Here is a 23,607-nt window from a genome sequence, read left to right on the forward strand (position 1 = left end):
GAAAAGCTCAAGAGCGATGCACTACATATGTATTGCATGCTGCAAGGCCGACGGATGGCGTGATCCCGCTGAGCAACGGCTCCCGAGGGCAGGGCAGCGGCTGTCTCGGGCCACGCTGTCAGTCCGGAAGACGGCTTTGTAATGTCAGGCCCATTTCGATCAATCGGTTAGACATTTGCTCGATGCTGGCGAACGGGACATCGTTCACTTGCGGCCATGAAGGGCGGTGCAACGAAACGCTTCCATCCGGCAGTTGACTCACGCGCGTTCGCACGAGCATGCCTTGCTTGCTGCGGTGCACCACGGTGTAGGTATCGGCGATTTTTCTGAGCATGAACATACCGCGCCTGTGCAACAGGTTCTCTAACGTATCCTCAGTCCAGTTCACCGGTTCGGCCGGTACTCGTAGACGCAGGTCAGCGCGCAGCACGTCGTTATTGCCCGGTGATGCAGAGCCGTTTGGAAATGATCCACGACGCACTTCGATACCCGGATCAGCCTCGATGTCCATGGTCGTTTCCATCCCGACTTCCTCGATGCGCAACCCGATGCCACCCTTTATTTCGCTGATACCGGCAAGGCCTCTGAGCGTGTTGGTGTTTTGCGCACCGATCAGCACGATCCATTTCCGGGGGCTGTTGAGGTAGGTGTCTCCCGTCATGATGTCGCTCGCCAGATAAGTACCGATCATCTGCTCGTCATAGGGCGATAGCGGGGACTTCATCTTGTAGCTCGCGGCGCAATCAATCCCCTGGATACGAACACCGTTTTGCCTGGCAATCTTGACCAGTTCCAATGCATTGAAGCGCCCCGCCGGATCGGTGCCCAGGCTGCTCAGGTAGGTTTGCAGATCCGCCGACAGGGTGCCGGAGGTGAAATAGCGGTTCAATTCCACTTGAGCGAAGTCACTGAGGATCCCGCGCATGTAGAGGGTTTTTGCGTGCCTTGCCAGGGCGGGCATGTTTTCAATCATGAAACGCATGCTGGCGATACGATCCAGGGTTTCGCCCACCACCAGCCCCGAGGCTGATTCAAAGATGCGATCCAACAGGCCGGGAATATCCAGCGATGCCGTGATTTCTGGCGTTGGCGGTCGCGCAGGTGAGGTAATCCATGGAATATTGCTGAAGAATTTTCTGGCGGCGGTCTGCAGCAGTTTGCGCTTGCTCACCGCGTAGAGCTCAAAGGGGTCGGTCATGCTCAACGCGCCGGAGGCATCGGGCAGCAGTTGGGCATGGGTTTCGTTCAGGTTCAGCGCCCAGCCTTTTATCGAACGGCGCACCGTCGGCTCGATATCGTAGGCAGAGGGCACGATGCGGATCGGGCGCACGACTGTCGCGGCTGATTCGAACTCCGGTTCGACAGCCACTTCGGGCGCTGGGGGTTCAAAGGTGTCGAGCTCGATATCCGGGGCACACGCCTTGCCCATGCACTGGCCGCCGCCCGAAAGGCCCAGCGATCGCATACGCTCCCACAGACCTTCGGCATTCAGGCGAATCGGTAATGAATGAACAAGCTGATTGGGTCGCTCAGGGTCAACGATTGCCCAATAGCCACCCCCACGCGAGTCGGTGAAATATTTGACGTAGTAAGGATTTTCATCCAGCAGGACGGCGTAGGGAGGATCAGCATCAAGTCGAAAAATACCTTCGAACTGTCCAGGTTCGCTTTCCGCTTGCAAACCGTCGAGCAGTTCATTGCACAGGTATTTGTGCGGAACCTGTGGCGGCGGCGCGCTGGCCGCCGGAATCAGTCTGGGGGGATCAGGTTCAGAAACGAAGACGTCGGGGCTATCCGGAACCATGATTTGCTGCGTATCGACAGGCGGCTCCGGTTCCACGGCCGACGCTGACTCGATCAGCTCCGCCATTTCCGTTGCCTCGGCCGCTTCGACCTGTACGCCTGTCTCGAGCATTGCACTGGTGCCTTTGAGGAACGGGAGATTGAACAGCGTTTCAATCCCGCTCGCCACGGCGCCAAGCACCCCGGCCTTGCGTTCGCTGGCGGTTTTGCCGTTGACCGCCTGATCGATGTTCAAGCCCATGCTGGCAATGCCGGCGCCAATCACCGGCAGCGCAACAGGCCAGCCTACAGCGGCCATCGGGCCGAACACCTTGAGGCCGGCGCTCAAATAGCCGATCCACAGTTTTTTACGCAGATCGCCGTTGGACGTCAGCGACAGGCTGGCTTCGGCGAACATTGCGTTGCGGGTGGTGTCACGTAATCCACTGAACGCATCACCACTGAGCGCCAGGTTGTGCTGATTGATCAGATGATGATCGGCGTGGCCCCAGGTGCTCACCAGCCGGTTCATCAGATCGGTGATGTTCTCGGTCATTCGCTGACGTTCGGCGAGTGGAAAGTGACTGAAGAAGTTCTGCCGCCGAGTAATTTGATTCATCTGCTCGAGCACCCACCAGTGCATGTCCGCCGGAGTTTGCCTGACGACGAATGCCAACTCTTCACCGGGCATATAGATGATTTGCCGGCCAGAGGGAGCGACGACGCGCAGGAGATTGGTGGCGACATGTCCACTGATATCGAAAGCGCGCACGTCACCGTCCACGGTGTGGCTCGATTGCATCATTGCCAGGGTCACTGGCCAGGTGACAGGCCCGATCAGCGCGCCGACGATGCACCGGAAATCACTGTCGGTCAGTTGCTTGAGTTCAAGTGCCTGCACCGCACGGCTGAGAAAAGTGCATTTGGCCAGCGTGCGAAAATCATTGCCGTGGGTGTTCCAGAAGGCCGTCAGCTGGTTGTGGTACCGCGTGCTGAAGTCGATGTCCCAGAAGGCGTCGAGTACCTCGTTGCCGTGCAGGCGACATTCATTGCGATGATCGAAATTTTCGTTGTCGGGGCCGTCGGTATAGAAACCGGCATAGAGATCCAGCAGGTCAGCGTTGTCCTGATCGGTGGCCCGAAAGCGATGAATCACCAGTTGTGTGAGGGTTATCGATTCGTAGGGCTTTTCGCGGATGTGCTCCCAGCCGGTAAACGAGCGGGTGCTGCTTTGCGCAGATTTGAATCGATGGAAATAGACCCGGTCCGGATCGATCCCCTTCAGGTGTTTACGCTCCAGCAACTCGCGGGCGACTTGATGCGCCTCGTCGTGAAGACCTGGGCACATTTGAACGACTGTCGCAGCCATGGCTTTGAGAGAGGCTTTGTCTGCTGCATTCGGCAGAGGGCGCTGTTCGGGCGATTTCATGCTTTCTCCATCCTTGAGAAATGAACGCCGAGCATGACTCAATCACTCAAGGGGAGTGCACTATCTATGTACCGCACATTACCGTTCGAAATGTGCAGGGGTCAGCGCCGGGCCACGTCGGAGAAGTAGAACTTGTCGAGGGTGTGCCGTGACTCGGTGTATTCGAATTGCCGGCCGTCCTGCAGGAATGTCTGGTTGCTGACCACGATCACGTGGCTCTGGCCATCGAGATCCAGATGCAACTGGTCATCCCTGCTGCGTGGCTGTGCTTCGATGGTGCGCTGGGCGTAAGCGATCTGCAGCTGCAGGGTCTGTTCGATATAGGCGTAGATCGATTGCTCGGCGATATCGAGGGACAGGCCGGGAATGACCTCGGTGACAAAATGATTGATGTCGAGGATGACCCGTTTGCCGTCAATCCGCCGTACACGTTTGACCCGGGTTATCAGGCTGCCGGGCTCGGCCTTGATGTGCTCGAGCAGACTGCCTTCAAGCGCGAACTGAGTGAGCTCGACGACGTCGGTGCTGACGTCATTCCCCAGCCGCGGGTAGGTTTCCTGAAAACTGACAATGCCACCGAGTTGAAACTCGATCGGGTTGGTCGACAGGACGAACGTACCTTTGCCATGCACCTTCTGCGCGAAACCGCGTTCCTGCAGCAGCTCGATTGCCTTGCGGACGGTGCCGCGGCTGGCCTGATAGCTGTCCATCAGTTCGGTTTCGGAGGGCAGTCGCGCGCCGCGTTCCAGGCGTTCGGTGGTAATGCTGGCCAGCAGATCGCTATAGATCTGGTTGTATTTACTCATGGAGGGGCTCGCTGCCGGCTGAACTCAAAGCTTCGAACCTTAAGGGCAGGGTAGGGCTTTGTCCATTCAGGGATTGGAATCGCCTGAAGGTGAAGTAGGAAATATCCCGGTTGATCCGGCAAAAACATACAAAAACAAACTCGTCTGTACGAGTTGTTGCATTAACTCGTACAGACGAGTACTTTTCGCTTCGGCATGCTGCCAATAACAACAATCCACAGCGGAAGAACTAGCATGAGCCACGACTATCCGAATATCGCCAGAGAGCTGTTGCAAAGCCTTGGCGGTAGCGAAAATCTCGAGCAGGCCGCGCACTGCGTCACGCGTTTGCGCCTGGCGTTGAAGAATCCGGGCCTGGTCGACAGCGCCACGCTCAATCAGATCGATCTGGTCAAAGGCTCGTTCTTCACCGGTGGTTTGTACCAGGTGGTGATCGGGCCGGGCGAGGTGGAGAAAGTCTACGCCGAGCTGCGCCGTCAAACCGGTCTCGCCGCCTCGACCATCGCTGACGTCAAACAGAAAAGCGCCGAAAAGATCAACGCCATGCAGCGTCTGGTGCGGGTGTTTTCCGATGTGTTCATGCCGATCCTCCCGGCGCTGATCATTGCCGGCCTGCTGATGGGCATCAACAATCTGCTCGGTGCCAAGGGCATGTTCATCGACGGGCAGACGCTGCTGGATGCCTACCCGAAGCTCGACGGGCTCTGGAGCCTGATCAATCTGATGGCCAACACTTCCTTTGTGTTTCTGCCGGCACTGGTGGGCTGGTCGGCGGCCAAGCGCTTTGGCGGCAGTGAAATCCTCGGCATCGTGCTGGGCCTGATGCTGGTTCACCCGGACCTGCTCAATGCCTGGAACTACGGCAAGGCCGTTGCCGGGCTCGACGGTCAGCAAATGCCGTACTTCGACATTCTCGGCTTGTTTGAAGTCGAAAAAGTCGGTTACCAGGGTCAGATCCTGCCGATATTGCTGGCCGCTTACGTCATGAGCGTCATCGAAAAATGGTTGCGCGCGCGCGTACCCAACGCCGTTCAATTACTGGTGGTACCGATCACCACCATCGTCGTCACCGGCGTGCTGGCGCTGGCGGTGATCGGGCCGATGACCCGTCACATCGGCATCTTCATCACCGAAGGTCTGGTCATGCTGTTTGACCTGGCGCCGATGGTCGGGGGCGCGATTTTCGGACTGCTGTATGCGCCGCTGGTCATCACCGGCATGCACCACATGTTCCTCGCGGTCGACCTGCAATTGATCTCGACCCAAGGTGGCACCTTCATCTGGCCGATGATCGTCATGTCCAACCTCGCTCAAGGCAGTGCCGCCCTGGCGGTGTTCTGGATGACCCGTAGTGCACGGGACAAGAGCATGGCGTCGACCTCGGCTATTTCTGCCTACTTCGGTATCACCGAACCCGCGATGTTCGGCGTCAATCTGCGCTACAAGTTTCCGTTCTACGCGGCACTGGCCGGCTCCGCTTTGGGTTGCATTTTCCTTTCGCTGAACAAGATTCAGGCGTCGGCCATCGGCGTCGGCGGCCTGCCCGGTTTCATCTCGATCATGCCGCAGTTCATCCCGATGTTTGTGATCGGGATGCTGATTGCCATGGTTGTGCCGTTCGTTCTGACCTGTGCGCTGAGCATGAAGATTGTCCGGCCTGGTTACCGGGTTGCCTGAAGTCGCACCTGCAGGACTCGTAAATTCAAGAGGAAAATGTGCCATGCAAGACTGGCAACGTTCAGTGATCTACCAGATCTACCCGAAGAGTTTCCACAGCCACGCCGGCAATCCGACCGGCGATCTGCTCGGCATTGTCGCCAAACTCGACTACCTGCACTGGCTGGGTGTCGACTGTTTGTGGATCACGCCATTCCTGCGTTCGCCGCAACGTGACAACGGCTACGATATCAGCGATTACTACGCGATCGACCCGAGTTACGGCAGCATGGCCGACTGCGAGTTGCTGATTGCCGAAGCCGGCAAACGCGGCATCAAGTTGATGCTCGACATCGTGGTCAATCACACCTCGATCGAACACGAATGGTTCCAGCAGGCGCGCAGCAGCCTCGACAATCCTTATCGCGATTTCTATATCTGGCGTGATCAGCCGAACAACTGGGAATCCAAGTTCGGTGGTTCTGCCTGGGAGTACGAAGCCCAGACCGGCCAATACTTCCTGCATCTGTTCGACCACACCCAAGCGGACCTCAATTGGGACAATCCCAAGGTGCGCGCAGAAGTGTTCAGGATGATGCGCTTCTGGCGTGACAAGGGCGTGGGCGGCTTTCGTCTGGACGTGATCAACCTGATCTCCAAACCTGCCGACTTCCCCGAAGACCACAGCGACGGCCGACGCTTTTACACCGACGGGCCAAACGTTCACGAATACCTGCAAGAGATGCACCGCGAGGTCTTCGAAGGGCATGACCTGATCAACGTCGGCGAGATGTCATCCACCCGCCTCGAACACTGCATCCGGTACTCCAATCCGCAGTCGAAAGAACTGTCGATGACCTTCAACTTTCATCATCTGAAAGTCGATTATCCGAACCTGCAGAAATGGGTACGTGCCGATTTCGACTTCCTCCAGCTCAAGCGCATTCTGTCCGACTGGCAAACCGGCATGCAGGCTGGCGGTGGCTGGAATGCATTGTTCTGGTGTAACCACGATCAACCGCGAGTGGTCTCGCGCTTCGGCAATGACGGCGAGTACCGCGAACTCTCGGCAAAGATGCTTGGCACCGCGCTGCACTTTCTGCAGGGCACGCCGTTCGTGTATCAGGGCGAAGAGTTGGGCATGACCAATCCGGGGTTTGAATCGATCGAACATTATCGCGATGTCGAGACGCTGAATATCTTTCGCCTCAAGCGCGAAGCCGGCAGCAGCGATGCCGACAACATGGCGGCGATCATGCAGAAATCCCGCGATAACGGTCGCACACCGATGCATTGGGACACCGGGCCAAACGCCGGTTTCAGCAGTGGCGAACCGTGGATCGGAGTACCCGCCAATGCCGCGCAGATCAACGTCGCCAATCAGCTCGACGACCCGGACTCGGTGCTGCATCACTACCGTCATCTGATCGCGCTGCGTCGCCGCGAGTCTTTGATCACCGAGGGGCAGTACCGGCAATTGCTGCTGGAGCATCCGCAAGTCTGGGCTTATGTGCGTGAAGGTAACGCCGAGCGTTTGTTGGTGGTGAACAACTTCTACGGGACAACCTGTGAAGTGCAATTGCCATCGACGGTCATCAGCGAGTCGATGAGCCAGCGCCAGTTGATCAGCAATTACCCGGACGGCCCGTTGCGCCGTCGACAGATAACGTTGCGACCTTACGAATCGTTCGTCCTGCATCTGATCGATTCCTGATCCCTGACGGCAACACCAACGTTTCCAAAAAAACACGCAGAGCCCTGCGCGGGGGAGTTTTGCGCGCTGAATTCATGCAAGCACACAATAAAAACAATGGGATGGCTTATGAAAACAACAATAAATCGCAGCCTTGCAATCGCAGGTATATGCCTCGCGTTCCCACAGTCGTCACCCGCGCTGGAGTTCGGCGGTTACCTGCGCAGTGGCTTCGGCAACTCGCTCAAGGGCGGCGGCCAATCGTGTTTTCAGTTGCCGGGGGCGCAAACCAAATACCGCCTGGGTAACGAATGCGAGCAGTACGGCGAACTGGAGTTGCGTCAGGATCTGTACACCTTCGACGACGGCTCGGTGTTCAGCGTCGACGGCATGGCCTCGTTGTACAACCGCTACAACCGCAGCCTGACGTTCAACGAAGACAACGGCTCGGTGCGCCTGCCACAGCTGTACACACAGTGGTCGAACCTGCCTGCGCTCAACGGTGGTTCACTGTGGGCCGGGCGTCGCTACTACAAACGTAATGACATCCACATTTCCGACTTCTATTACTGGAATCAGAGCGCCACGGGCGGCGGCGTCGAGGACGTACTGATCGGCGATCTGAAATACAGCTACGCCTTTTCACGCAAGGACAACCTGTACCAGAAGGACTACATCAACCGGCACGACTTCAACGTGGCCGGGTTCGATAGCAATCCGGGGGGAGCGCTTGAGTTCGGCTTGAGCTTCATCGCCAAACCCGACAGTCGCGATGCACACCGGGGCTGGGCGGTCACCACCCAGCATGTGCAGAAAGACTTTTTCGGCGGCAAGAACAAACTCGCCCTGCAATACGGTGAAGGGCCCGGCACCGGGTTGGGCTACACCGGCAACGTCAGGCTGGACGACAGCAACAAGAGTTACCGGATCGTCGAGTTTTTCGATTGGCAGGTAACGCCGCGCTTCGGTGGTCAGATCGAGGCGGTGTATCAGAAAGACATTCGCCCGGACGGTGCCGATCAGAACTGGATATCCCTGGGCGTGCGGCCGACATATGCGCTCACCGAACAATTCAAACTGGTGACCGAGCTGGGCCACGATCAAGTCGAAGCAGCGGGCGGCACGCGCAAGCTGAGCAAGTTCACCGTGGCCCCGACCTGGTCCCCCAAGGGGCCGGAATTCTGGGCGCGGCCCGAGGTGCGTCTGTATTACACCTACGCCACCTGGAACGAGGCCGCCAAGCGGGCGGCCAATGAACTGGCCAAGGGCTCGGCGCTGTCCGACACCGGTGCCTTCGGCACCGCTCGCCACGGTGCGAACGTCGGATTGCAGGTCGAATACTGGTGGAAATAAGCGATGCTGGTGGGGCGTTGCGCTCCACGGGCACTTCAGAGAACAAACTGCAGGTGACGTCCATGGCCACACCCCAACAATTGCAATTGCTGGCACCTTTGTCCGGCGTGCTGATACCGCTTGATCAAGTGCCGGATCAAGTGTTCTCCAGCCGAGTGATCGGCGACGGCCTGTGCATCGACCCGACTTCGGCAACGCTGCGCGCGCCGCTGGCCGGGGTGGTCAGCACCGTGCAGGCCAGTGGGCATGCGGTGAGCATCACCGATGACAACGGCGTTCAGGTATTGATGCACATCGGTCTGGATACGGTGAATCTGGCGGGGCAGGGGTTTAGCCGACGGGTCGAGGAAGGTCAGCGGGTTGAAGCCGGGCAGGCGCTGATCGAGTTCGACGCCGATTACATCGCGCTGCACGCCCGCAGCCTGATGACCCTGATGTTGGTGGTCAGCGGTGAGCCATTCACTTGGCTGGCCGCGCCAACCGGTCTGGTCGAAACCGGCCAGCCGCTGTTGAGCCTTGCCAATCCAGAGGTGACCAGCGAAGCGTCGGCGGGGGCCGAAGGTGAAAGGCTGTTTTCGCCGTTGCTGAGACTGCCCAACCCCAATGGTCTGCACGCGCGTCCGGCGGCCGTTCTGGCGCAAGCGGCAAAGGCTTTTTCGGCGCGGATTTATTTGCACAGACAGCAGGCTGAAGCCAACGCCAAGTCATTGGTAGCGATCATGGCGTTGCAGACGGCTTGGGGTGACAGCGTGCAGGTGAGTGCGCTGGGCGAAGACGCGGATGTCGCGGTCAACACGCTGGCCCGATTGCTGGCCGAGGGCTGCGGCGAAGCGGTGACCGCTCCGACGACGGCGGCGACAGTCGAGTCCGTCGAGCCAGAAACCCTGACGGTGTTACGCGGGGTCTGTGCCTCACCCGGTTCGGCGTTGGGGCAAGTGATGCAGATCAGCGAGCCGACGCTCGAGGTCAATACGTTCGGCGTCGGTTCGCATATCGAGCGCGAAACACTGGCAAACGCGCTGATCGAGGCCGATATGGCCTTGCAGCATCTGCGCGACATTGCCGGCAGCGATGCTCAGGCGGAAATATTCAAGGCGCACCAGGAACTCCTCGCCGATCCAGGCCTGCTCGATCAGGCTCAGGCGTTGATCGCCGAGGGCAAAAGTGCAGCGTTTGCCTGGCGCGCAGCCACCGAGTCGACAGCGGTACTTTTCCAGCAACTCGGGACTTCGTTGCTGGCGGAAAGGGCGGCGGATCTGGCTGATGTCGGCTCGCGGGTCCTGAAACTGATCCTCGGGGTCAGCGAGCAGGCGCTGGCGCTGCCGGCCGGGACAATCCTGATCGCCGATCAACTGACGCCTTCGCAAACCGCCGGACTCGATACCGACAAGGTGTTGGGGTTCGCCACTGTGGGCGGTGGGGCGACCAGTCATGTGGCCATTCTGGCCCGAGCGTGGGGGCTGCCAGCGATCTGCGGGATGCCTGCACAAATGCTCGCGTTAGCCAATGGCGCCCAGGTATTACTTGATGCCGACAAAGGCGAGTTGCAGCTGAATCCGGGTGCCGTAGTCATCAGTCAATGGCAGGCCCGGCATGAGCGACAACGTCTGCGCCATCAGCATGAACACGCGCAGGCGGCGCTGGCGGCCCGTACCCGCGACGGGCATCACGTCGAGGTGACAGCCAATGTCGCATCGCTGAGCGAAACCGAGCAGGCGATGACCTTGGGCGCTGCAGGCGTGGGGCTTTTGCGTTCGGAGTTTCTGTATCTGGATCGCAATCATGCACCCACGGGCGACGAACAAGTGTCGACCTACAACGCAATCGCCCGGACGGTAGGCCCCGCGCATAATCTGGTGGTGCGCACGCTGGATGTCGGCGGCGACAAGCCGCTGGCGTACGTGCCGATGGACAGTGAAACCAATCCGTTCCTCGGACTGCGCGGGATCCGACTGTGTCTGGCGCGACCGGACCTGTTGCGCGAGCAGTTTCGGGCGATCCTCGGCAGTGTCGGCCTGACGCGTCTGCACATCATGTTGCCGATGGTTACCCAGCTTGCGGAATTGCGTCAGGCCCGGCAGATACTGGAGGAGCAAGCCCGGGCGCTGAATCTTGGCCAACTGCCGAAGCTGGGTATCATGATCGAAGTCCCGGCGGCGGCATTGATGGCTGACCGATTTGCGCCGCATGTGGATTTTTTTTCGATCGGCACCAACGATCTGACGCAATACACCCTGGCGATGGATCGCGATCATCCGCGCTTGGCCAGTCAGGCGGACAGCTTTCATCCGTCGGTACTGCGCCTGATTGCCATGACCGTCGAAGCCGCGCACGCCCATGGCAAATGGGTGGGCGTGTGTGGTGCGATGGCCTCCGAGCGGCTCGCGGTGCCGCTACTGCTGGGGCTTGGCGTGGATGAATTGTCCGTGAGCGTGCCGCAGATTCCCGCGATCAAAGCGGCGGTGCGCGAGGTGAATCTGCTCGACTGCAAGGCCATAGCCGAACAAGTGCTGGGGCTCGAGAGTGCTGAAGAGGTGCGTGAGGCGCTGCGCCTGTATCACGAGGCGACAGCCGATACTTTACCGGTTCTGGAGAACTGAGCATGTTCGATAAATTGCAGAAGGCGTTCTGGAAAGCCCTGACTCCGGATCTCGTGGTCGACGTACCTAAAGTGCAGGCCGAGCCTGACAGTGGATTGAGCACAGCGATCATCGCGGCACTTGGAGGCGCGGATAACCTCAAGTCGCAGCAACCGGTGGCGTTGACTCGGGTGCGGGTGGCGTTGCGCGATCTGACACGTATGGATCGCCAGGCGCTGAGCGATGCCGGTGTCGCGGGTGTCATGCTGCAAGAGCGTGGCGTGGTGCACTTGATTACCGGCCTGCGGCCCTGAACCCGAAGGGTAAGTGCGGCCTCAGGTCGCCCTTACTGTTTCTCAACCGCAGGTGTATCGTATTCGCCTTTTACGGGTCTTCAGGGGCCGTCGCTGATACGTGAGGTAGTTGAGTTCATGTCCTTTACCCGTCGCCAAATCCTCGGTGGCCTGGCCGGTCTTGTTGTCGTTGGCGTTGGAGCGGGGGGCGCGTCGCGATACTGGCTCGGCAAAATGGCCGACGCCGAGGCGGGCCACGACTATGAACTGATCGCCGCACCGCTGGACGTCGAGCTGGTGCCGGGGCACAAGACCGAGGCCTGGGCGTTCGGCCCATCGGCGCCGGGCACCGAACTGCGTGTGCGTCAGGGTGAATGGTTGCGAGTGCGCTTCATCAACCATTTGCCGGTGGCGACCACGATTCACTGGCATGGCATTCGCCTGCCGCTGGAAATGGACGGCGTACCGTACGTGTCGCAGCTGCCGGTGTTGCCGGGCGAATACTTCGATTACAAGTTCCGCGTGCCGGATGCCGGCAGCTACTGGTATCACCCGCACGTCAGCAGCAGCGAAGAACTCGGCCGCGGATTGGTCGGGCCGCTGATCATCGAAGAGCGCGAGCCGACCGGTTTCAAATACGAAAAGACCCTGAGCCTGAAGAATTGGCACATTGATGACGAAGGCAACTTCGTCGAGTTCAGTATCCCGCGAGAAGCCGCGCGCGGCGGCACGGCGGGGCGACTGTCGACGATCAATGGTGTGCCGTTGCCGGTGATTGATTTGCCTGCCGGGCAGATCACTCGGGTGCGCTTGCTCAACCTCGACAACACGCTGACTTACCGCATCAACATTCCCGGCGTCGAAGCGCAGATCTATGCGCTGGACGGTAACCCGGTCGAACCGCGGCCGTTGGGCAAGGAATACTGGCTGGGTCCGGGTATGCGTATTTGTCTGGCAATCAAGGCGCCGGCGGCGGGCGAAGAATTGTCGCTGCGCAACGGCCCGGTGCGTTTGGGCACGCTGCGTTCGGTGGCCAATAACGATGCGCCGAGCGACTGGCCGAAAGCGTTGCCGGCCAACCCGGTGGCTGAGCCGGACCTGGCCAATGCCGAGAAACTCAACTTCAATTTCGAATGGGTCGGTTCGGTGTCGGTCAACGTCGACAATGGCCGGCCGCCGAGTCTGTGGCAGATCAACGGCAAAGCGTGGGACATCACCGACAAGACCTGCGCCGACCGGCCGATTGCCAGTCTGAAACTGGGGCAGAGCTACATCTTCGAATTGAAGAACATGACCCAGTATCAGCACCCGATCCACCTGCACGGCATGAGTTTCAAGGTGATCGCGTCGAACCGGCACAAGATCATTCCGTACTTCACCGACACCTATCTGCTGGGCAAGAACGAGCGCGCGCAAGTGGCGTTGGTGGCCGATAATCCGGGTGTGTGGATGTTCCACTGCCACGTGATCGATCACATGGAAACCGGCCTGATGGCCGCCATCGAGGTGAAGTGATGCGCCAGATTCGCCCTGCGGCGATCATCGACCGCAGCCGTGACCAAGACTTCATGCGTGAAGCGCTGACCCTCGCTGCACAAGGCGCAGCCCTCGGCGAAGTGCCGGTGGGCGCGGTACTGGTGCAGGGCGGCGAGATCATCGGGCGCGGTTTCAACTGCCCGATCAGCACCAGCGACCCGAGTGCCCACGCGGAAATGGTCGCCATTCGTGCGGCCGCGCAGGCGGTGGATAACTATCGTCTGCCAGGCAGCACGCTGTATGTGACGCTGGAACCGTGCAGCATGTGCGCCGGTTTGATCGTGCATTCGCGGGTGGCGCGGGTGGTGTATGGCGCGCTGGAGCCGAAGGCGGGGATTGTGCAGAGTCAGGGGCAGTTTTTTACCCAGGGTTTTTTGAATCACCGGGTGTTGTATGAGGGTGGGGTGTTGGCGGAGGAGTGTGGCGCGGTGTTGACCGAGTTCTTCCGCGCCCGAAGAGCGAAAAGCCCCTCACCCTAACCCTCTCCCCGAGGGAGAGGGGACTGACCGAGCTGGATGGACGAGGTCCGCCGACCTGAGTTATCGAGTTGAACTCAAGTTTAGAAAAGCCCAAAGATCGGCCTCCTCTCCCAGAGTGAGAGGGGACTGACTGGGTTGGAGGCGAGGTCCGCCGACCTGAGATACCGAGTCGAACTCAAGTTTTGAAAAGCCCAACGATCAGCTCCCTCTCCCAGAGGTACAGGGGACTGACCGAGGTGATTGGCAGAAATTTGGCAACCAGGATATCGAATTGAGCCCAGATCTTGATAAGCCCCAAGATCAGCTCCCTCTCCTTGGGGAGAGGGCTGGGGTGAGGGGTGGGCTCACCGCGGTGTTTGGGCGATTGGATTATTTACGAGCGACAATCACCGCGCGCATCGGCGCCGGCAATCCTTCGATGGTTTTGCTGTGGTCCTCGGGATCAAGGAAATCACTCAGCGACTGATACTTCATCCATTCGGTGCCGCGCTGTTCTTCGACCGTCGTGGTGCTCACGTCTACACAACGAATATCGGTAAACCCCGCACGACGCAACCACAACTCCAGCGCCGGCACCGACGGCAGGAACCACACGTTACGCATCTGCGCATAACGATCTTCCGGCACCAGCACCTGATGCTTGTCGCCTTCGACCACCAGCGTTTCCAGCACCAGCTCACCGCCCTTGACCAGGCAATCCTTCAGCGCCAGCAAATGCTCGATCGGCGAGCGACGGTGGTAGAACACGCCCATGGAAAACACCGTGTCGAAACCTTCAAGGTTCGGCGGCAGGTCTTCGAACGGAAAGGGCAGGTGCCAGGCATTCGGCTCTGACAGATAACGTTGCACCGCCTGGAACTGGCAGAAGAACAGCCAGTTCGGGTCAACACCGATCACACTGTTCGCGCCGGCACCGAGCATGCGCCACATGTAGTAACCATTGCCGCAGCCAACATCGAGGATGCGCTTGCCCTTCAGATCCAGATGCGGTGCAACCCGTGACCACTTCCAGTCCGAACGCCATTCGGTGTCGACGTGCACACCAAACAAATCGAACGGCCCTTTGCGCCACGGCGACAGGCCCATCAATGCGGTGTGCATCTGCGCGCGGGTTTCATCGTCGCAGTCGGTGTCGAGTTTCAAACCGTTGAGCAGATCAACTTCGCTCGGCTGAATGTTCGGCAAGGCATCCAGCGCACTTTGCCAGCGCTCCAGATCGCCGTGACCTTTCTCCATTTTCTTGTCGAGTTGCGCTTGCAGGGTGTTGGCCCATTCGGCCAGCGGTGTGCCGGCCAGACGGCGGGCGAGGGGGGACAGATCAATCATGGCAAGGCAATCAACGAGGCAAAGTTAAGACACTGGAACCACGGCACGACTTTCGAGAACCCGGCGGCCAGCAGGCGTTCGCGGTGTTCTTCGAGGCTGTCGGGCTTCATGACGTTTTCGATGGCGCTGCGCTTCTGGGCAATTTCCAGTTCGCTGTAGCCGTTGGCGCGTTTGAAGGCGACGTGCAGATCGGTGAGCAGCGCGTGTTCTTCGGCATCGTTGAAGCGCAGCTTCTCCGAGAGAATCAGCGCGCCGCCCGGCAGCAGCGCTTGGCGAATGCGCGCGAGCAACGCGGTGCGCTGATCGGGAGCGATGAATTGCAGGGTGAAGTTCAGCGCCACCACCGACGCAGGCTGGAAATCGAGGGCGAGGATGTCGCCTTCGATCACTTCGACCGGCAGCAACTCCTGGAACATCGAGTCCTGACCGTTGAGGTATTCGCGGCAGCGTTCGACCATCGCTGCAGAGTTATCCACAGCGATCACCCGGCAACCGTCGGTGCGCACGTGACGGCGCAGGGCTTGAGTGACAGCGCCCAGCGATGAGCCGAGGTCGTAGAGCACGCTGTTCGGCTGGGCGAACTGCGCGGCGAGCACGCCGAGGTTTTCGACGATGGTCGGGTAACCCGGCACCGAGCGCTTGATCATGTCCGGGAACACCCGCACCACGTCTTCGTTGAAGGCGAAGTCAGGTACCTGAGCCAAGGGCTTGGCGAAAATGCGATCGGGTTCTTTGCTCACGGCGGTTCCGGCGGTGTCGGTGGAAAAGGCCGGCATTTTAGCCAAAGTGGCGCGCGGATGCTTGGGTTGTCTGATAAAGCGTTTTTTTGCCAGTGATCGTTCCCACGTTCTGCGTGGGAATGCCGCCCCGGACGCTCCGCGTCCCTGCGCAAGTGACGCAGAGCGTCACAGGATGCATTCCCACGCGGAGCGTGGGAACGATCAGATCCGTTTGGTTTGGGAGAAAGCGGAGGCGGCGATGCCCCACTGGCCCAGCCAGTAGCTGAGGATGATGACGTACGGCGCGGCGTGGAATGGGGCGACGAAACGATCAATCCCAATGACGCTGTCCGAGAACACAAACGCCAGCGCACCGCCCGCCGCCAGCAACGCCGAGCGCTTGGGCACGTCAGTGCCGAGACGTGCGAGGGCGCGCCAGAGCATCGCGCTGATCGCCGTGCCATAAACAATCACCGGCACCAGCAATGGCCCAAGACCGCTGGAAATCAGAAGACCCAGCAGCACCGCGCCCACTCCGAGGGCAAGTACCAGCGGCAGAATCGCCAGACGCTTGCAGTCACTCAGATAAGCCTTCAGATAAGCCAGATGCGCAACCAGAAACGCACCGAGGCCAAACACGAACAGATCGCCCGGCCACGCCAGCAATACATCACCCAGCAGCGAGAAAATCAGACCAAGACTGATCCAGCGCCGATAGTCGCTGGGCGGCGCATCGTGCAACCAGCCGAGTAACGCCAGCACTGGCAACGGTTTGACCAGCAGGCACAGCAGCGCCGCATGGGTGCTGACGCCGTAGAGAAACGTCACCGCGCCCATCAGCGCCAGAATCAGCCAGCCCACGATCAATTCACCGAAATGGCGCAGTCAAAGGTTTCCACCGGCAGCACTTCCGGTGCCCACGGCTGTTGCGAGGTCAGGCGTAGACGGCCGGTGCCGGGGGCAAAAGCCTGGAAGCGCCAGGTCGACAGACCTGCGGCACCGACCACACCGGCATCTTCCGGATTGCTGTAAACCTCGGGGCTGAGTGCGCGCAGCACGCCGCCAGCCGAGTCCTGAATGGCCCAGCGGTAACCGGTAGTCGGGTTGCTTGGCAGCATGATGATGAGGTTTTGCCCGTTGGTCAGCCGTACGGGGCATTCGCTTTGTTTTTCCACGGTCACGTTGTGTTTTGGTTGTGTGGCGCAAGCGGCCAGCAACGAGAGGGCGAGGGGGAGAAACAGGCGAGTGGGGGACATAAGGTCAGCGGCTCCGGCGTTGGCGACGAACGGCGAGCATAACTGAAGATGAGACAAAGTGTGACAACGCCAAGCCCTCACCCTAGCCCTCTCCCAGGGGGAGAGGGGACTGACCGGGGTGTCTTGTGTCATACATCGACCTGAAAGACCGAGTCGATTATGGATTCAGCGAAGTACTTTCAGGTCGGCGTAGCTCTGAAATATCCCTCGGTCGGCTCCCTCTCCCAGGGGGAGAGGGGACTGACCGGGGTGTCTTGTGTCATACATCGACCTGAACGACCGAGTCGATTATGGATTCAGCGAAGTACTTTCAGGTCGGCGTAGCTCTGCAATACCCCTCGGTCGGCTCCCTCTCCCAGGGGGAGAGGGGACTGACCGAGGTGTCTTGTGTCATACATCGACCTGAAAGACCGAGTCGATTATGGATTCAGCGAAGTACTTTCAGGTCGGCGTAGCTCTGAAATATCCCTCGGTCGGCTCCCTCTCCCAGGGGGAGAGGGGACTGACCGAGGTGTGTTGTGTCATACATCGACCTGAAAGACCGAGTCGATTATGGATTCAGCGAAGTACTTTCAGGTCGGCGTAGCTCTGCAATACCCCTCGGTCGGCCCCCTCTCCCAGGGGGAGAGGGGACTGACCGAGGTGTGTTGTGTCATACATCGACCTGAAAGACCGAGTCGATTATGGATTCAGCGAAGTACTTTCAGGTCTGCGTAGCTCTGCAATATCCATCGGTCGGCTCCCTCCCCCAGGGGGAGAGGGGACTGACCGAGGTGTGTTGTGTCATACATCGACCTGAAAGACCGAGTCGATTATGGATTCAGCGAAGTACTTTCAGGTCGGCGTAGCTCTGCAATATCCCTCGGTCGGCTCCCTCTCCCAGGGGGAGAGGGGACTGACCGGGGTGTCTTGTGTCATACATCGACCTGAAAGACCGAGTCGATTATGGATTCAGCGAAGTACTTTCAGGTCGGCGTAACTCTGCAATATCCCTCGGTCGGCTCCCTCTCCCTCAGGGAGAGGGCTGGGGTGAGGGGGGCTGCCTGTCAGAACAGAACTTTCGCCACATCCGCAAACTTCTTCGCGAAATGCACCGTAATCCCTTCCTTCAGATAATCCGGCAACTCCTCAAAATTCCCCCGATTCGGCTCCGGCAAAATCAGCTCGAAAATCTTCTGCCGCCGCGCCGCAATCACCTTCTCGCGCACCCCGCCAATCGGTAGCACATGCCCGGTCAACGTCAGTTCGCCGGTCATCGCCACGCCTTTTTTCGGCGCTTGATTACGCGCGAGCGAGAGCAGGGCGCTGGCCATGGTCACGCCGGCGCTCGGGCCGTCTTTTGGTGTTGCGCCTTCCGGTACGTGCAGGTGGACGAAGGCCTCATCGAAGAACTTCGCGTCACCGCCGAATTGTTTCAGATGCGAGCTGATGTAGCTGTAGGCGATCTCTGCCGACTCCTTCATTACATCACCCAATTGCCCGGTGAGTTTGAAGCCACGGTTGAGCGTGTGAATCCGCGTCGCTTCGATCGGCAGAGTCGCGCCGCCCATGCTGGTCCAGGCCAGACCGGTGATGACGCCGGTGCCGGACAGCACCTGTTCGTTGCGGAACACCGGATGACCCAGTGACGCTTCGAGGTCTTTCGGCCCGAGCTTGATCACCGCTTTCGGCTCGTCGATCAGCTTCATCACCGCTTTGCGCACCAGTTTGCCCATTTGCTTCTCGAGCTGGCGCACGCCGGCTTCACGGGCGTAACCGTCGATCAAGGCTTTGAGCGCGGTGTCGCTGATGCTCAGGCTGCCCTTGGACACGCCGGCCTTTTCCAGCAGTTTTGGCCACAGGTGACGCTTGGCGATGGCGACTTTTTCTTCGGTGATGTAGCCCGACAGGCGAATCACTTCCATCCGGTCCAGCAACGGGCCGGGGATCGAATCGAGGGTGTTGGCGGTGCAGACGAAGAGGACTTTCGACAGGTCCATGCGCAGGTCGAGGTAGTGGTCGAGGAATTCGACGTTCTGCTCCGGGTCGAGAGTTTCCAGCAGTGCCGAGGCCGGGTCGCCCTGGTAGCTCTGGCCCATCTTGTCGATCTCGTCGAGCATGATCACCGGGTTCATCACTTCGACGTCTTTCAACGCCTGCACCAGTTTGCCCGGCTGCGCGCCGATGTAGGTGCGGCGGTGGCCCTTGATCTCGGCTTCGTCGCGCATGCCGCCGAGGCTGAAGCGGTAGAACGGCCGGCCGAGGGATTCGGCGATGGATTTACCGACGCTGGTTTTACCCACACCCGGCGGGCCGACCAGCAGCACGATGGAGCCGCTGATCTCGCCTTTGTAGGCACCGACGGCGAGGAATTCGAGGATGCGATCCTTGATGTCGTCGAGGCCGGCGTGGTGTTTGTCGAGGATTTTGCGCGCGTGCTTGAGGTCGAGTTTGTCCTCGCCGTACACGCCCCACGGTACCGACGTCGCCCAGTCGAGGTAATTACGGGTGACCGCGTACTCGGGCGAGCCGGTTTCGAGGATCGACAGTTTGTTCATTTCCTCTTCGAGGCGCTTCTGCACCTGCGCCGGCAGGACTTTGCCTTCCAGGCGTTGCTCGAACTGTTCGAGGTCGGCGCTACGGTCATCCTTGGTCAGGCCGAGTTCCTGCTGGATGACCTTGAGTTGTTCCTTGAGGAAGAATTCGCGCTGATGCTCGCCGATCTTGCGGTTAACTTCCGCCGAGATCTCTTTTTGCAGACGCGCGACTTCGACTTCCTTGCGCAGCATCGGCAGGACTTTTTCCATGCGCTTGAGCATGGGCACGCAGTCGAGCACTTCTTGCAGCTCGGGGCCGGTGGCCGAGGTCAGCGCGGCGGCGAAGTCGGTCAGCGGCGACGGGTCGTTGGGGCTGAAGCGGTTGAGGTAGTTTTTCAGTTCTTCGCTGTACAGCGGGTTGAGCGGTAGCAGTTCTTTGATCGCATTGATCAGCGCCATGCCGTAGGCCTTGACCTCGTCGGTCGGCTCGGTGGGCTGGTGCGGGTATTCGACCTCCACCAGATACGGTGGGCGGTGGTGTTTCAGCCAGGTTTTGATGCGTACGCGGCTCAGGCCTTGGGCGACGAATTGCAGTTTGCCGTTCTCGCGGCTGGCGTGGTGGACTTTGACCAGGGTGCCGTACTGCGGCAGGGCGCCGGTGTCGAAGTGGCGCGGGTCTTCCTGGGGCGTGTCCATAAAGAACAGGGCCAGGGAGTGGTGTTCGGATTTGCTGACCAGTTCGAGGGTTTCGGCCCAGGGTTCTTCGTTGACGATGACCGGCAGGACTTGCGCCGGGAAGAACGGGCGGTTGTGGATCGGGATGATGTAGACCTTGTCCGGCAGGTTTTGGCCTGGCAGGGCGAGGCCTTTGCCGGAGGAGGTGTGTTCGATGTTTTCGGCTTCGGTGTAGTCGTCGGGGTTTTCCGGGAATTCTTGCTGGTCGCTCATGGGGCACCTGCGCAATGGGGTATGGGTCTTAGATGGGGCAGGGCTTGGGTGGTTTCAATGGGGGGGCGGTGTTTCTGCTTGTGTGTTCAGGGTTTTGACAGGGGTCACGCTTTGACTTGGCGGCCTTTGGGCCGACCATGTTGGGGGTGTTTGGTGTGTATATCCGTTGTTTAGGTAACGGCGGCTTAGGGTTTCGCCCTTACGGCGACTCACTTTTTTTCAAACGCCAAAAAAAGTAAGCAAAAAACGCTTGCTCCTACGTGCGGCCCGCTCGCTGGGGCTCGGGGTTCCTTCGCTGCGGGATCGATCCGGGCGCAGCGCCTACGGTTTGCTTCGCTGCACCTCCTCTCGCTGTGTTTGGCTGCGCCAAACGGTCGCTGCGCTCCCACGCCCGGATCAACCCCTCCACTCAGCCTTCCGACGTCGCCTTACAGATCAAAAGCTGCAGCCGAGCTAACGCTCATCCTGTTGAGTGGTGAGGAGCACAGCTTGGTCGGCTTTGGATTTGTGGTGGATTCGCCCCTCACCCCAGCCCTCTCCCGAGGGAGAGGGGGCCGATTTGTGGGCTTTTCAAAGCCTGAGTTCACCGTGGTAGCGCACGTCGGCGTACTTCTCCCAAACACTTCGGTCAGTCCCCTCTCCCTCCGGGAGAGGGTTAGGGAGAGGGGCTTTTGATCTGATTCAGAATCTGAGTTCAACGCGCTATTGCACGTCGGCGTAGCTCTCCCAAACACCGCGATCAGTCCCCTCTCCCTCCGGGAGAGGGCTAGGGTGAGGGGCTTTGGATCTGATTCAGAATCTGAGTTCAACGCGCTATTGCACGTCGGCGTAGCTCTCCCAAACACTTCAGATCAGTCCCCTCTCCCTCCGGGAGAGGGCTAGGGTGAGGGGCTTTTGATCTGATTCAGGGTCTGAGTTCAACGCACTATTGCACGTCGGCGTAGCTCTCCCAAACACTTCGGTCAGTCCCCTCTCCCTCCGGGAGAGGGCTAGGGTGAGGGGCTTTTGATCTGATTCAGAATCTGAGTTCAATGCGCTATCGCACGTCGGCGTAGCTCTCCCAAACACTTCAGATCAGTCCCCTCTCCCTCCGGGAGAGGGTTAGGGTGAGGGGCTTTTGATCTGATTCAGAATCTGAGTTCAATGCGCTATCGCAAGTCGGCGTAGCTCTCCCAAACACTTCGGTCAGTCGCCTCTCCCTTTGGGGGAGGGCTAGGGTGAGGGGCTTTTGATCTGATTCAGAGTCTGAGTTCGACTCGGTATTCATGTCGGCATGCCTCCTCCGTCAGTTCCCTCCATGTAACGGAAAGGCAGACGCACGATTAACCCGATGACTGAAGTCCTGACCTGCTTGTTAGATAGGGTAAGTCAGCTCTTGGAGAAAAAAGTATCCGTTACCGGTGAGCTCACGCGTTTCATCACCGTGGACTGCCTTGGCGGAAATTTGCAAGTTGTCGAGGGAGTAAAAGTACAGGCCGCTATTGAGTTGACTTACAGCAATGCCGGAAGAGGATGTCACTTCAAAGACATAAGGCTGAAGACCTCGTTCGGTCACGACATATTCAAAGTAGCCAGCGATTGAAGGATCCAGCAGCTTGCGAAGCGAGATGGTGAGTGATCGTCGGCTCGATGAACTGTGGTTATCTTCGAAAGAAAAATTGTAACCGCCAAGCTGGTTGAAAGACGTACTAAGGCTGGTCGTCAGGAAGCTGGTCAGCTTGACTGGCGTGTCGCCAATGGTGCCTTTGACATCGAAATTAAGAATACCGTTTACCCATACGGCTGGGGATGCGTTTGGATTGGTCATGGGGAGCTTCCTTTTATTGATTTGGTTGGAGAAGGAAGTCTGAGAGGAAAACTAAAAACGGTGACCTGTCATATCTGACAGGGTTTTATACTTGTTCGCGATGACGTCTCTTGATACGAGTTATATAGGAGACACGATGTTGATCAAAGATCGGAGGCTTCGGCACTGCGGCTATAGCAGCTTCGCTGCATTATCTCTATTTGATCTAGATACCTGTCAGGTCTGACAGTTACGTATTTATCGATTTTCCGAGACGATCGTCCTTCAACTTCGAAATTCAATGGAACTGAGTATGACGATCGAGAAGGTTGTAACTTCCAGTACGACGGGCACGTTTACTGCCAGGATTCAGGGGCGCCCTGACTTCGCTGCGACCAGGGTTAATGTCTATTTCGATGGCGAGTATTATCACTGTTCGGGGTCAGAGGCGGGCCTGGATCCCGACGTTTTCAGAACTCTGTACTTTAATGTGAGGCGCAATCCATCAACCGAGCCAGCGACGTTCCATGAGATGTTGTATATCGCCCAATCAGGCCATGACCTGGAAAAAGCTACAGCCAAGGACGGTACGTTTACTATCGATTTTGATACGGCAGCTCAGCACTACAAGATGTCTTTCCATGTAGTGGTTAATGATCCGTACGCCGGCAGCATAGATATTCTCGGGCACTTTGATTTGCGAAACGAATGATGTAAATGCCTCTTCCGCTCTTTGGCGAGGAGGTCGTGCGCGTGTCGGGTTGTGCAACCTATGAACGAACCCACACGCGCACAGCGCATCATCCATCAGTTTTGCGTTGTTATCTCGACATTATCCAGAACGCGATTCACGGCCAGTTCGGCGAGCATGATGATCTGCTGGATCGCCAGAATCGTCCTCCGCTGCGGCAGGTCGATATAAGCGGCGATGTCGCTGGTCATCAGGCTGGCTTGCGCCAGGGATTCGCAGGCGTGGACCAGCAGGCTTTCGCTGTCCTGTTCCGGCGCGACCTGGAACATGGTGCTGGGTTTGTGGAAGCGCAGGGTTAATGCGTTGGGTTTGAGGTAGTGGTCGAGGGCGCGTTCGGCGGCTTCGTGGAATTTCTTGGAATCGGGGGATTCGTAGGGCGAGGTGTCGTTGGTTTCGGGGGGATTGGGTGTTGGCTTTTTCATGATGAATACTCAGTTGGTGAAAGTGGAGCTGCCTTCGATTGCCGCGACGCAATCTGAGGTGGCAGCTGTACGCGGGTTCGCGGACCGATAACTGAGAAATCGGCATACCTCCAAGGACGGTATCCCGCGCACAGCCGCCATGACACAAACAACGGGCACCAAGGTGCCGTCAGGTTGGCGATTATGCATCAGTTATCGGGCCGCGACGCCCCATCGCTGAATTTGCAGCGACCCCCAGAGCCTATCCAGCCGATTTCCGAGGCACAACCGACGCGAC

At 58.9% G+C, this 23,607-nt stretch carries 17 protein-coding genes; 8 read left to right on the forward strand and 9 right to left on the reverse strand.

The window, feature by feature from the left end; all coding sequences use genetic code 11:
• Positions 1-118: 118 nt before the first annotated feature.
• Together ACOYXJ_RS15165 and treR are read right to left on the reverse strand one after the other, a co-directional pair.
• Positions 119-3,211, reverse strand: coding sequence for a membrane-targeted effector domain-containing toxin (locus ACOYXJ_RS15165; protein ID WP_460370197.1), 3,093 nt, complete (start codon positions 3,209-3,211; stop codon positions 119-121).
• Positions 3,212-3,312: 101 nt separating this feature from the next.
• Positions 3,313-4,017 carry a trehalose operon repressor gene (treR, locus tag ACOYXJ_RS15170; protein WP_016984355.1) on the reverse strand — a complete coding sequence of 235 codons (705 nt, stop codon included), beginning with the start codon at positions 4,015-4,017 and terminating at the stop codon, positions 3,313-3,315.
• Between the two features lie 234 nt (positions 4,018-4,251).
• On the opposite strand from treR, the gene treP reads away from it, so the two are divergent.
• The 7 genes from treP to tadA all read left to right on the forward strand — a co-directional run bounded on the left by treP (position 4,252) and on the right by tadA (position 13,606).
• The gene (treP, locus tag ACOYXJ_RS15175) at positions 4,252-5,694 is read left to right on the forward strand and encodes a PTS system trehalose-specific EIIBC component (protein WP_150795440.1); all 1,443 of its coding nucleotides are present in this window, start codon (positions 4,252-4,254) and stop codon (positions 5,692-5,694) included.
• Positions 5,695-5,737: 43 nt separating this feature from the next.
• Positions 5,738-7,387, forward strand: coding sequence for an alpha,alpha-phosphotrehalase (gene treC, locus ACOYXJ_RS15180; protein ID WP_460370200.1), 1,650 nt, complete (start codon positions 5,738-5,740; stop codon positions 7,385-7,387).
• 108 nt (positions 7,388-7,495) lie between these two features.
• Positions 7,496-8,719, forward strand: a complete 1,224-nt coding sequence (locus ACOYXJ_RS15185; protein ID WP_460370202.1) for a carbohydrate porin — start codon at positions 7,496-7,498, stop codon at positions 8,717-8,719.
• Positions 8,720-8,781: 62 nt separating this feature from the next.
• Positions 8,782-11,319 carry a phosphoenolpyruvate--protein phosphotransferase gene (gene ptsP, locus ACOYXJ_RS15190; protein ID WP_460370204.1) on the forward strand — a complete coding sequence of 846 codons (2,538 nt, stop codon included), beginning with the start codon at positions 8,782-8,784 and terminating at the stop codon, positions 11,317-11,319.
• Between the two features lie 2 nt (positions 11,320-11,321).
• Positions 11,322-11,612 (forward strand): PTS transporter subunit EIIB, encoded by a 291-nt coding sequence (locus ACOYXJ_RS15195; protein ID WP_460370207.1) that lies wholly within the window; start codon positions 11,322-11,324, stop codon positions 11,610-11,612.
• A gap of 117 nt (positions 11,613-11,729) precedes the next feature.
• Positions 11,730-13,106, forward strand: a complete 1,377-nt coding sequence (locus ACOYXJ_RS15200; protein WP_102900331.1) for a multicopper oxidase family protein — start codon at positions 11,730-11,732, stop codon at positions 13,104-13,106.
• Positions 13,106-13,606 (forward strand): tRNA adenosine(34) deaminase TadA, encoded by a 501-nt coding sequence (tadA, locus tag ACOYXJ_RS15205; RefSeq protein WP_150706989.1) that lies wholly within the window; start codon positions 13,106-13,108, stop codon positions 13,604-13,606. The genes ACOYXJ_RS15200 and tadA overlap by 1 nt, the downstream gene beginning before the upstream one ends.
• A 369-nt stretch (positions 13,607-13,975) precedes the next feature.
• Here tadA and cmoB read toward each other — a convergent pair whose 3' ends face one another.
• The 6 genes from cmoB to ACOYXJ_RS15235 form a co-directional block, all read right to left on the reverse strand.
• On the reverse strand, positions 13,976-14,932 hold the full coding sequence (gene cmoB, locus ACOYXJ_RS15210) for a tRNA 5-methoxyuridine(34)/uridine 5-oxyacetic acid(34) synthase CmoB (RefSeq protein ID WP_460370210.1): 957 nt from the start codon (positions 14,930-14,932) through the stop codon (positions 13,976-13,978).
• Complete coding sequence (gene cmoA, locus ACOYXJ_RS15215) at positions 14,929-15,708, reverse strand: carboxy-S-adenosyl-L-methionine synthase CmoA (RefSeq protein ID WP_016983666.1); 780 nt, start codon at positions 15,706-15,708, stop codon at positions 14,929-14,931. The genes cmoB and cmoA overlap by 4 nt, the downstream gene beginning before the upstream one ends.
• A gap of 165 nt (positions 15,709-15,873) precedes the next feature.
• Positions 15,874-16,512 carry a lysoplasmalogenase gene (locus ACOYXJ_RS15220; protein ID WP_177413881.1) on the reverse strand — a complete coding sequence of 213 codons (639 nt, stop codon included), beginning with the start codon at positions 16,510-16,512 and terminating at the stop codon, positions 15,874-15,876.
• A 2-nt stretch (positions 16,513-16,514) separates the two neighbouring features.
• The gene (locus ACOYXJ_RS15225; protein ID WP_007916811.1) at positions 16,515-16,907 is read right to left on the reverse strand and encodes a protease inhibitor I42 family protein; all 393 of its coding nucleotides are present in this window, start codon (positions 16,905-16,907) and stop codon (positions 16,515-16,517) included.
• A 1,046-nt stretch (positions 16,908-17,953) separates the two neighbouring features.
• A complete protein-coding gene (gene lon, locus ACOYXJ_RS15230; protein WP_150795446.1) occupies positions 17,954-20,371 on the reverse strand; it encodes an endopeptidase La in 2,418 nt (805 codons plus the stop codon).
• Positions 20,372-21,725: 1,354 nt separating this feature from the next.
• Positions 21,726-22,178 carry a hypothetical protein gene (locus ACOYXJ_RS15235; protein WP_460370213.1) on the reverse strand — a complete coding sequence of 151 codons (453 nt, stop codon included), beginning with the start codon at positions 22,176-22,178 and terminating at the stop codon, positions 21,726-21,728.
• 292 nt (positions 22,179-22,470) lie between these two features.
• Between ACOYXJ_RS15235 and ACOYXJ_RS15240 the strand changes: the two genes are divergently transcribed.
• Positions 22,471-22,869, forward strand: a complete 399-nt coding sequence (locus ACOYXJ_RS15240; RefSeq protein WP_460370215.1) for a hypothetical protein — start codon at positions 22,471-22,473, stop codon at positions 22,867-22,869.
• Positions 22,870-22,964: 95 nt separating this feature from the next.
• Here ACOYXJ_RS15240 and ACOYXJ_RS15245 read toward each other — a convergent pair whose 3' ends face one another.
• Positions 22,965-23,330 (reverse strand): DUF6124 family protein, encoded by a 366-nt coding sequence (locus ACOYXJ_RS15245; protein ID WP_150706985.1) that lies wholly within the window; start codon positions 23,328-23,330, stop codon positions 22,965-22,967.
• Positions 23,331-23,607 lie beyond the last annotated feature (277 nt).

Source organism: Pseudomonas sp. Tul2A7, assembly GCF_054790505.1.

Coding starts and splice junctions, on each gene's coding strand:
- ACOYXJ_RS15165 (WP_460370197.1), bottom strand. CDS start 3,211: ATGAAATCGCCCGAACAGCGCCCTCTGCCGAATGCAGCAGACAAAGCC.
- treR (WP_016984355.1), bottom strand. CDS start 4,017: ATGAGTAAATACAACCAGATCTATAGCGATCTGCTGGCCAGCATTACC.
- treP (WP_150795440.1), top strand. CDS start 4,252: ATGAGCCACGACTATCCGAATATCGCCAGAGAGCTGTTGCAAAGCCTT.
- treC (WP_460370200.1), top strand. CDS start 5,738: ATGCAAGACTGGCAACGTTCAGTGATCTACCAGATCTACCCGAAGAGT.
- ACOYXJ_RS15185 (WP_460370202.1), top strand. CDS start 7,496: ATGAAAACAACAATAAATCGCAGCCTTGCAATCGCAGGTATATGCCTC.
- ptsP (WP_460370204.1), top strand. CDS start 8,782: ATGGCCACACCCCAACAATTGCAATTGCTGGCACCTTTGTCCGGCGTG.
- ACOYXJ_RS15195 (WP_460370207.1), top strand. CDS start 11,322: ATGTTCGATAAATTGCAGAAGGCGTTCTGGAAAGCCCTGACTCCGGAT.
- ACOYXJ_RS15200 (WP_102900331.1), top strand. CDS start 11,730: ATGTCCTTTACCCGTCGCCAAATCCTCGGTGGCCTGGCCGGTCTTGTT.
- tadA (WP_150706989.1), top strand. CDS start 13,106: ATGCGCCAGATTCGCCCTGCGGCGATCATCGACCGCAGCCGTGACCAA.
- cmoB (WP_460370210.1), bottom strand. CDS start 14,932: ATGATTGATCTGTCCCCCCTCGCCCGCCGTCTGGCCGGCACACCGCTG.
- cmoA (WP_016983666.1), bottom strand. CDS start 15,708: ATGCCGGCCTTTTCCACCGACACCGCCGGAACCGCCGTGAGCAAAGAA.
- ACOYXJ_RS15225 (WP_007916811.1), bottom strand. CDS start 16,907: ATGTCCCCCACTCGCCTGTTTCTCCCCCTCGCCCTCTCGTTGCTGGCC.
- lon (WP_150795446.1), bottom strand. CDS start 20,371: ATGAGCGACCAGCAAGAATTCCCGGAAAACCCCGACGACTACACCGAA.
- ACOYXJ_RS15235 (WP_460370213.1), bottom strand. CDS start 22,178: ATGACCAATCCAAACGCATCCCCAGCCGTATGGGTAAACGGTATTCTT.
- ACOYXJ_RS15240 (WP_460370215.1), top strand. CDS start 22,471: ATGACGATCGAGAAGGTTGTAACTTCCAGTACGACGGGCACGTTTACT.
- ACOYXJ_RS15245 (WP_150706985.1), bottom strand. CDS start 23,330: ATGAAAAAGCCAACACCCAATCCCCCCGAAACCAACGACACCTCGCCC.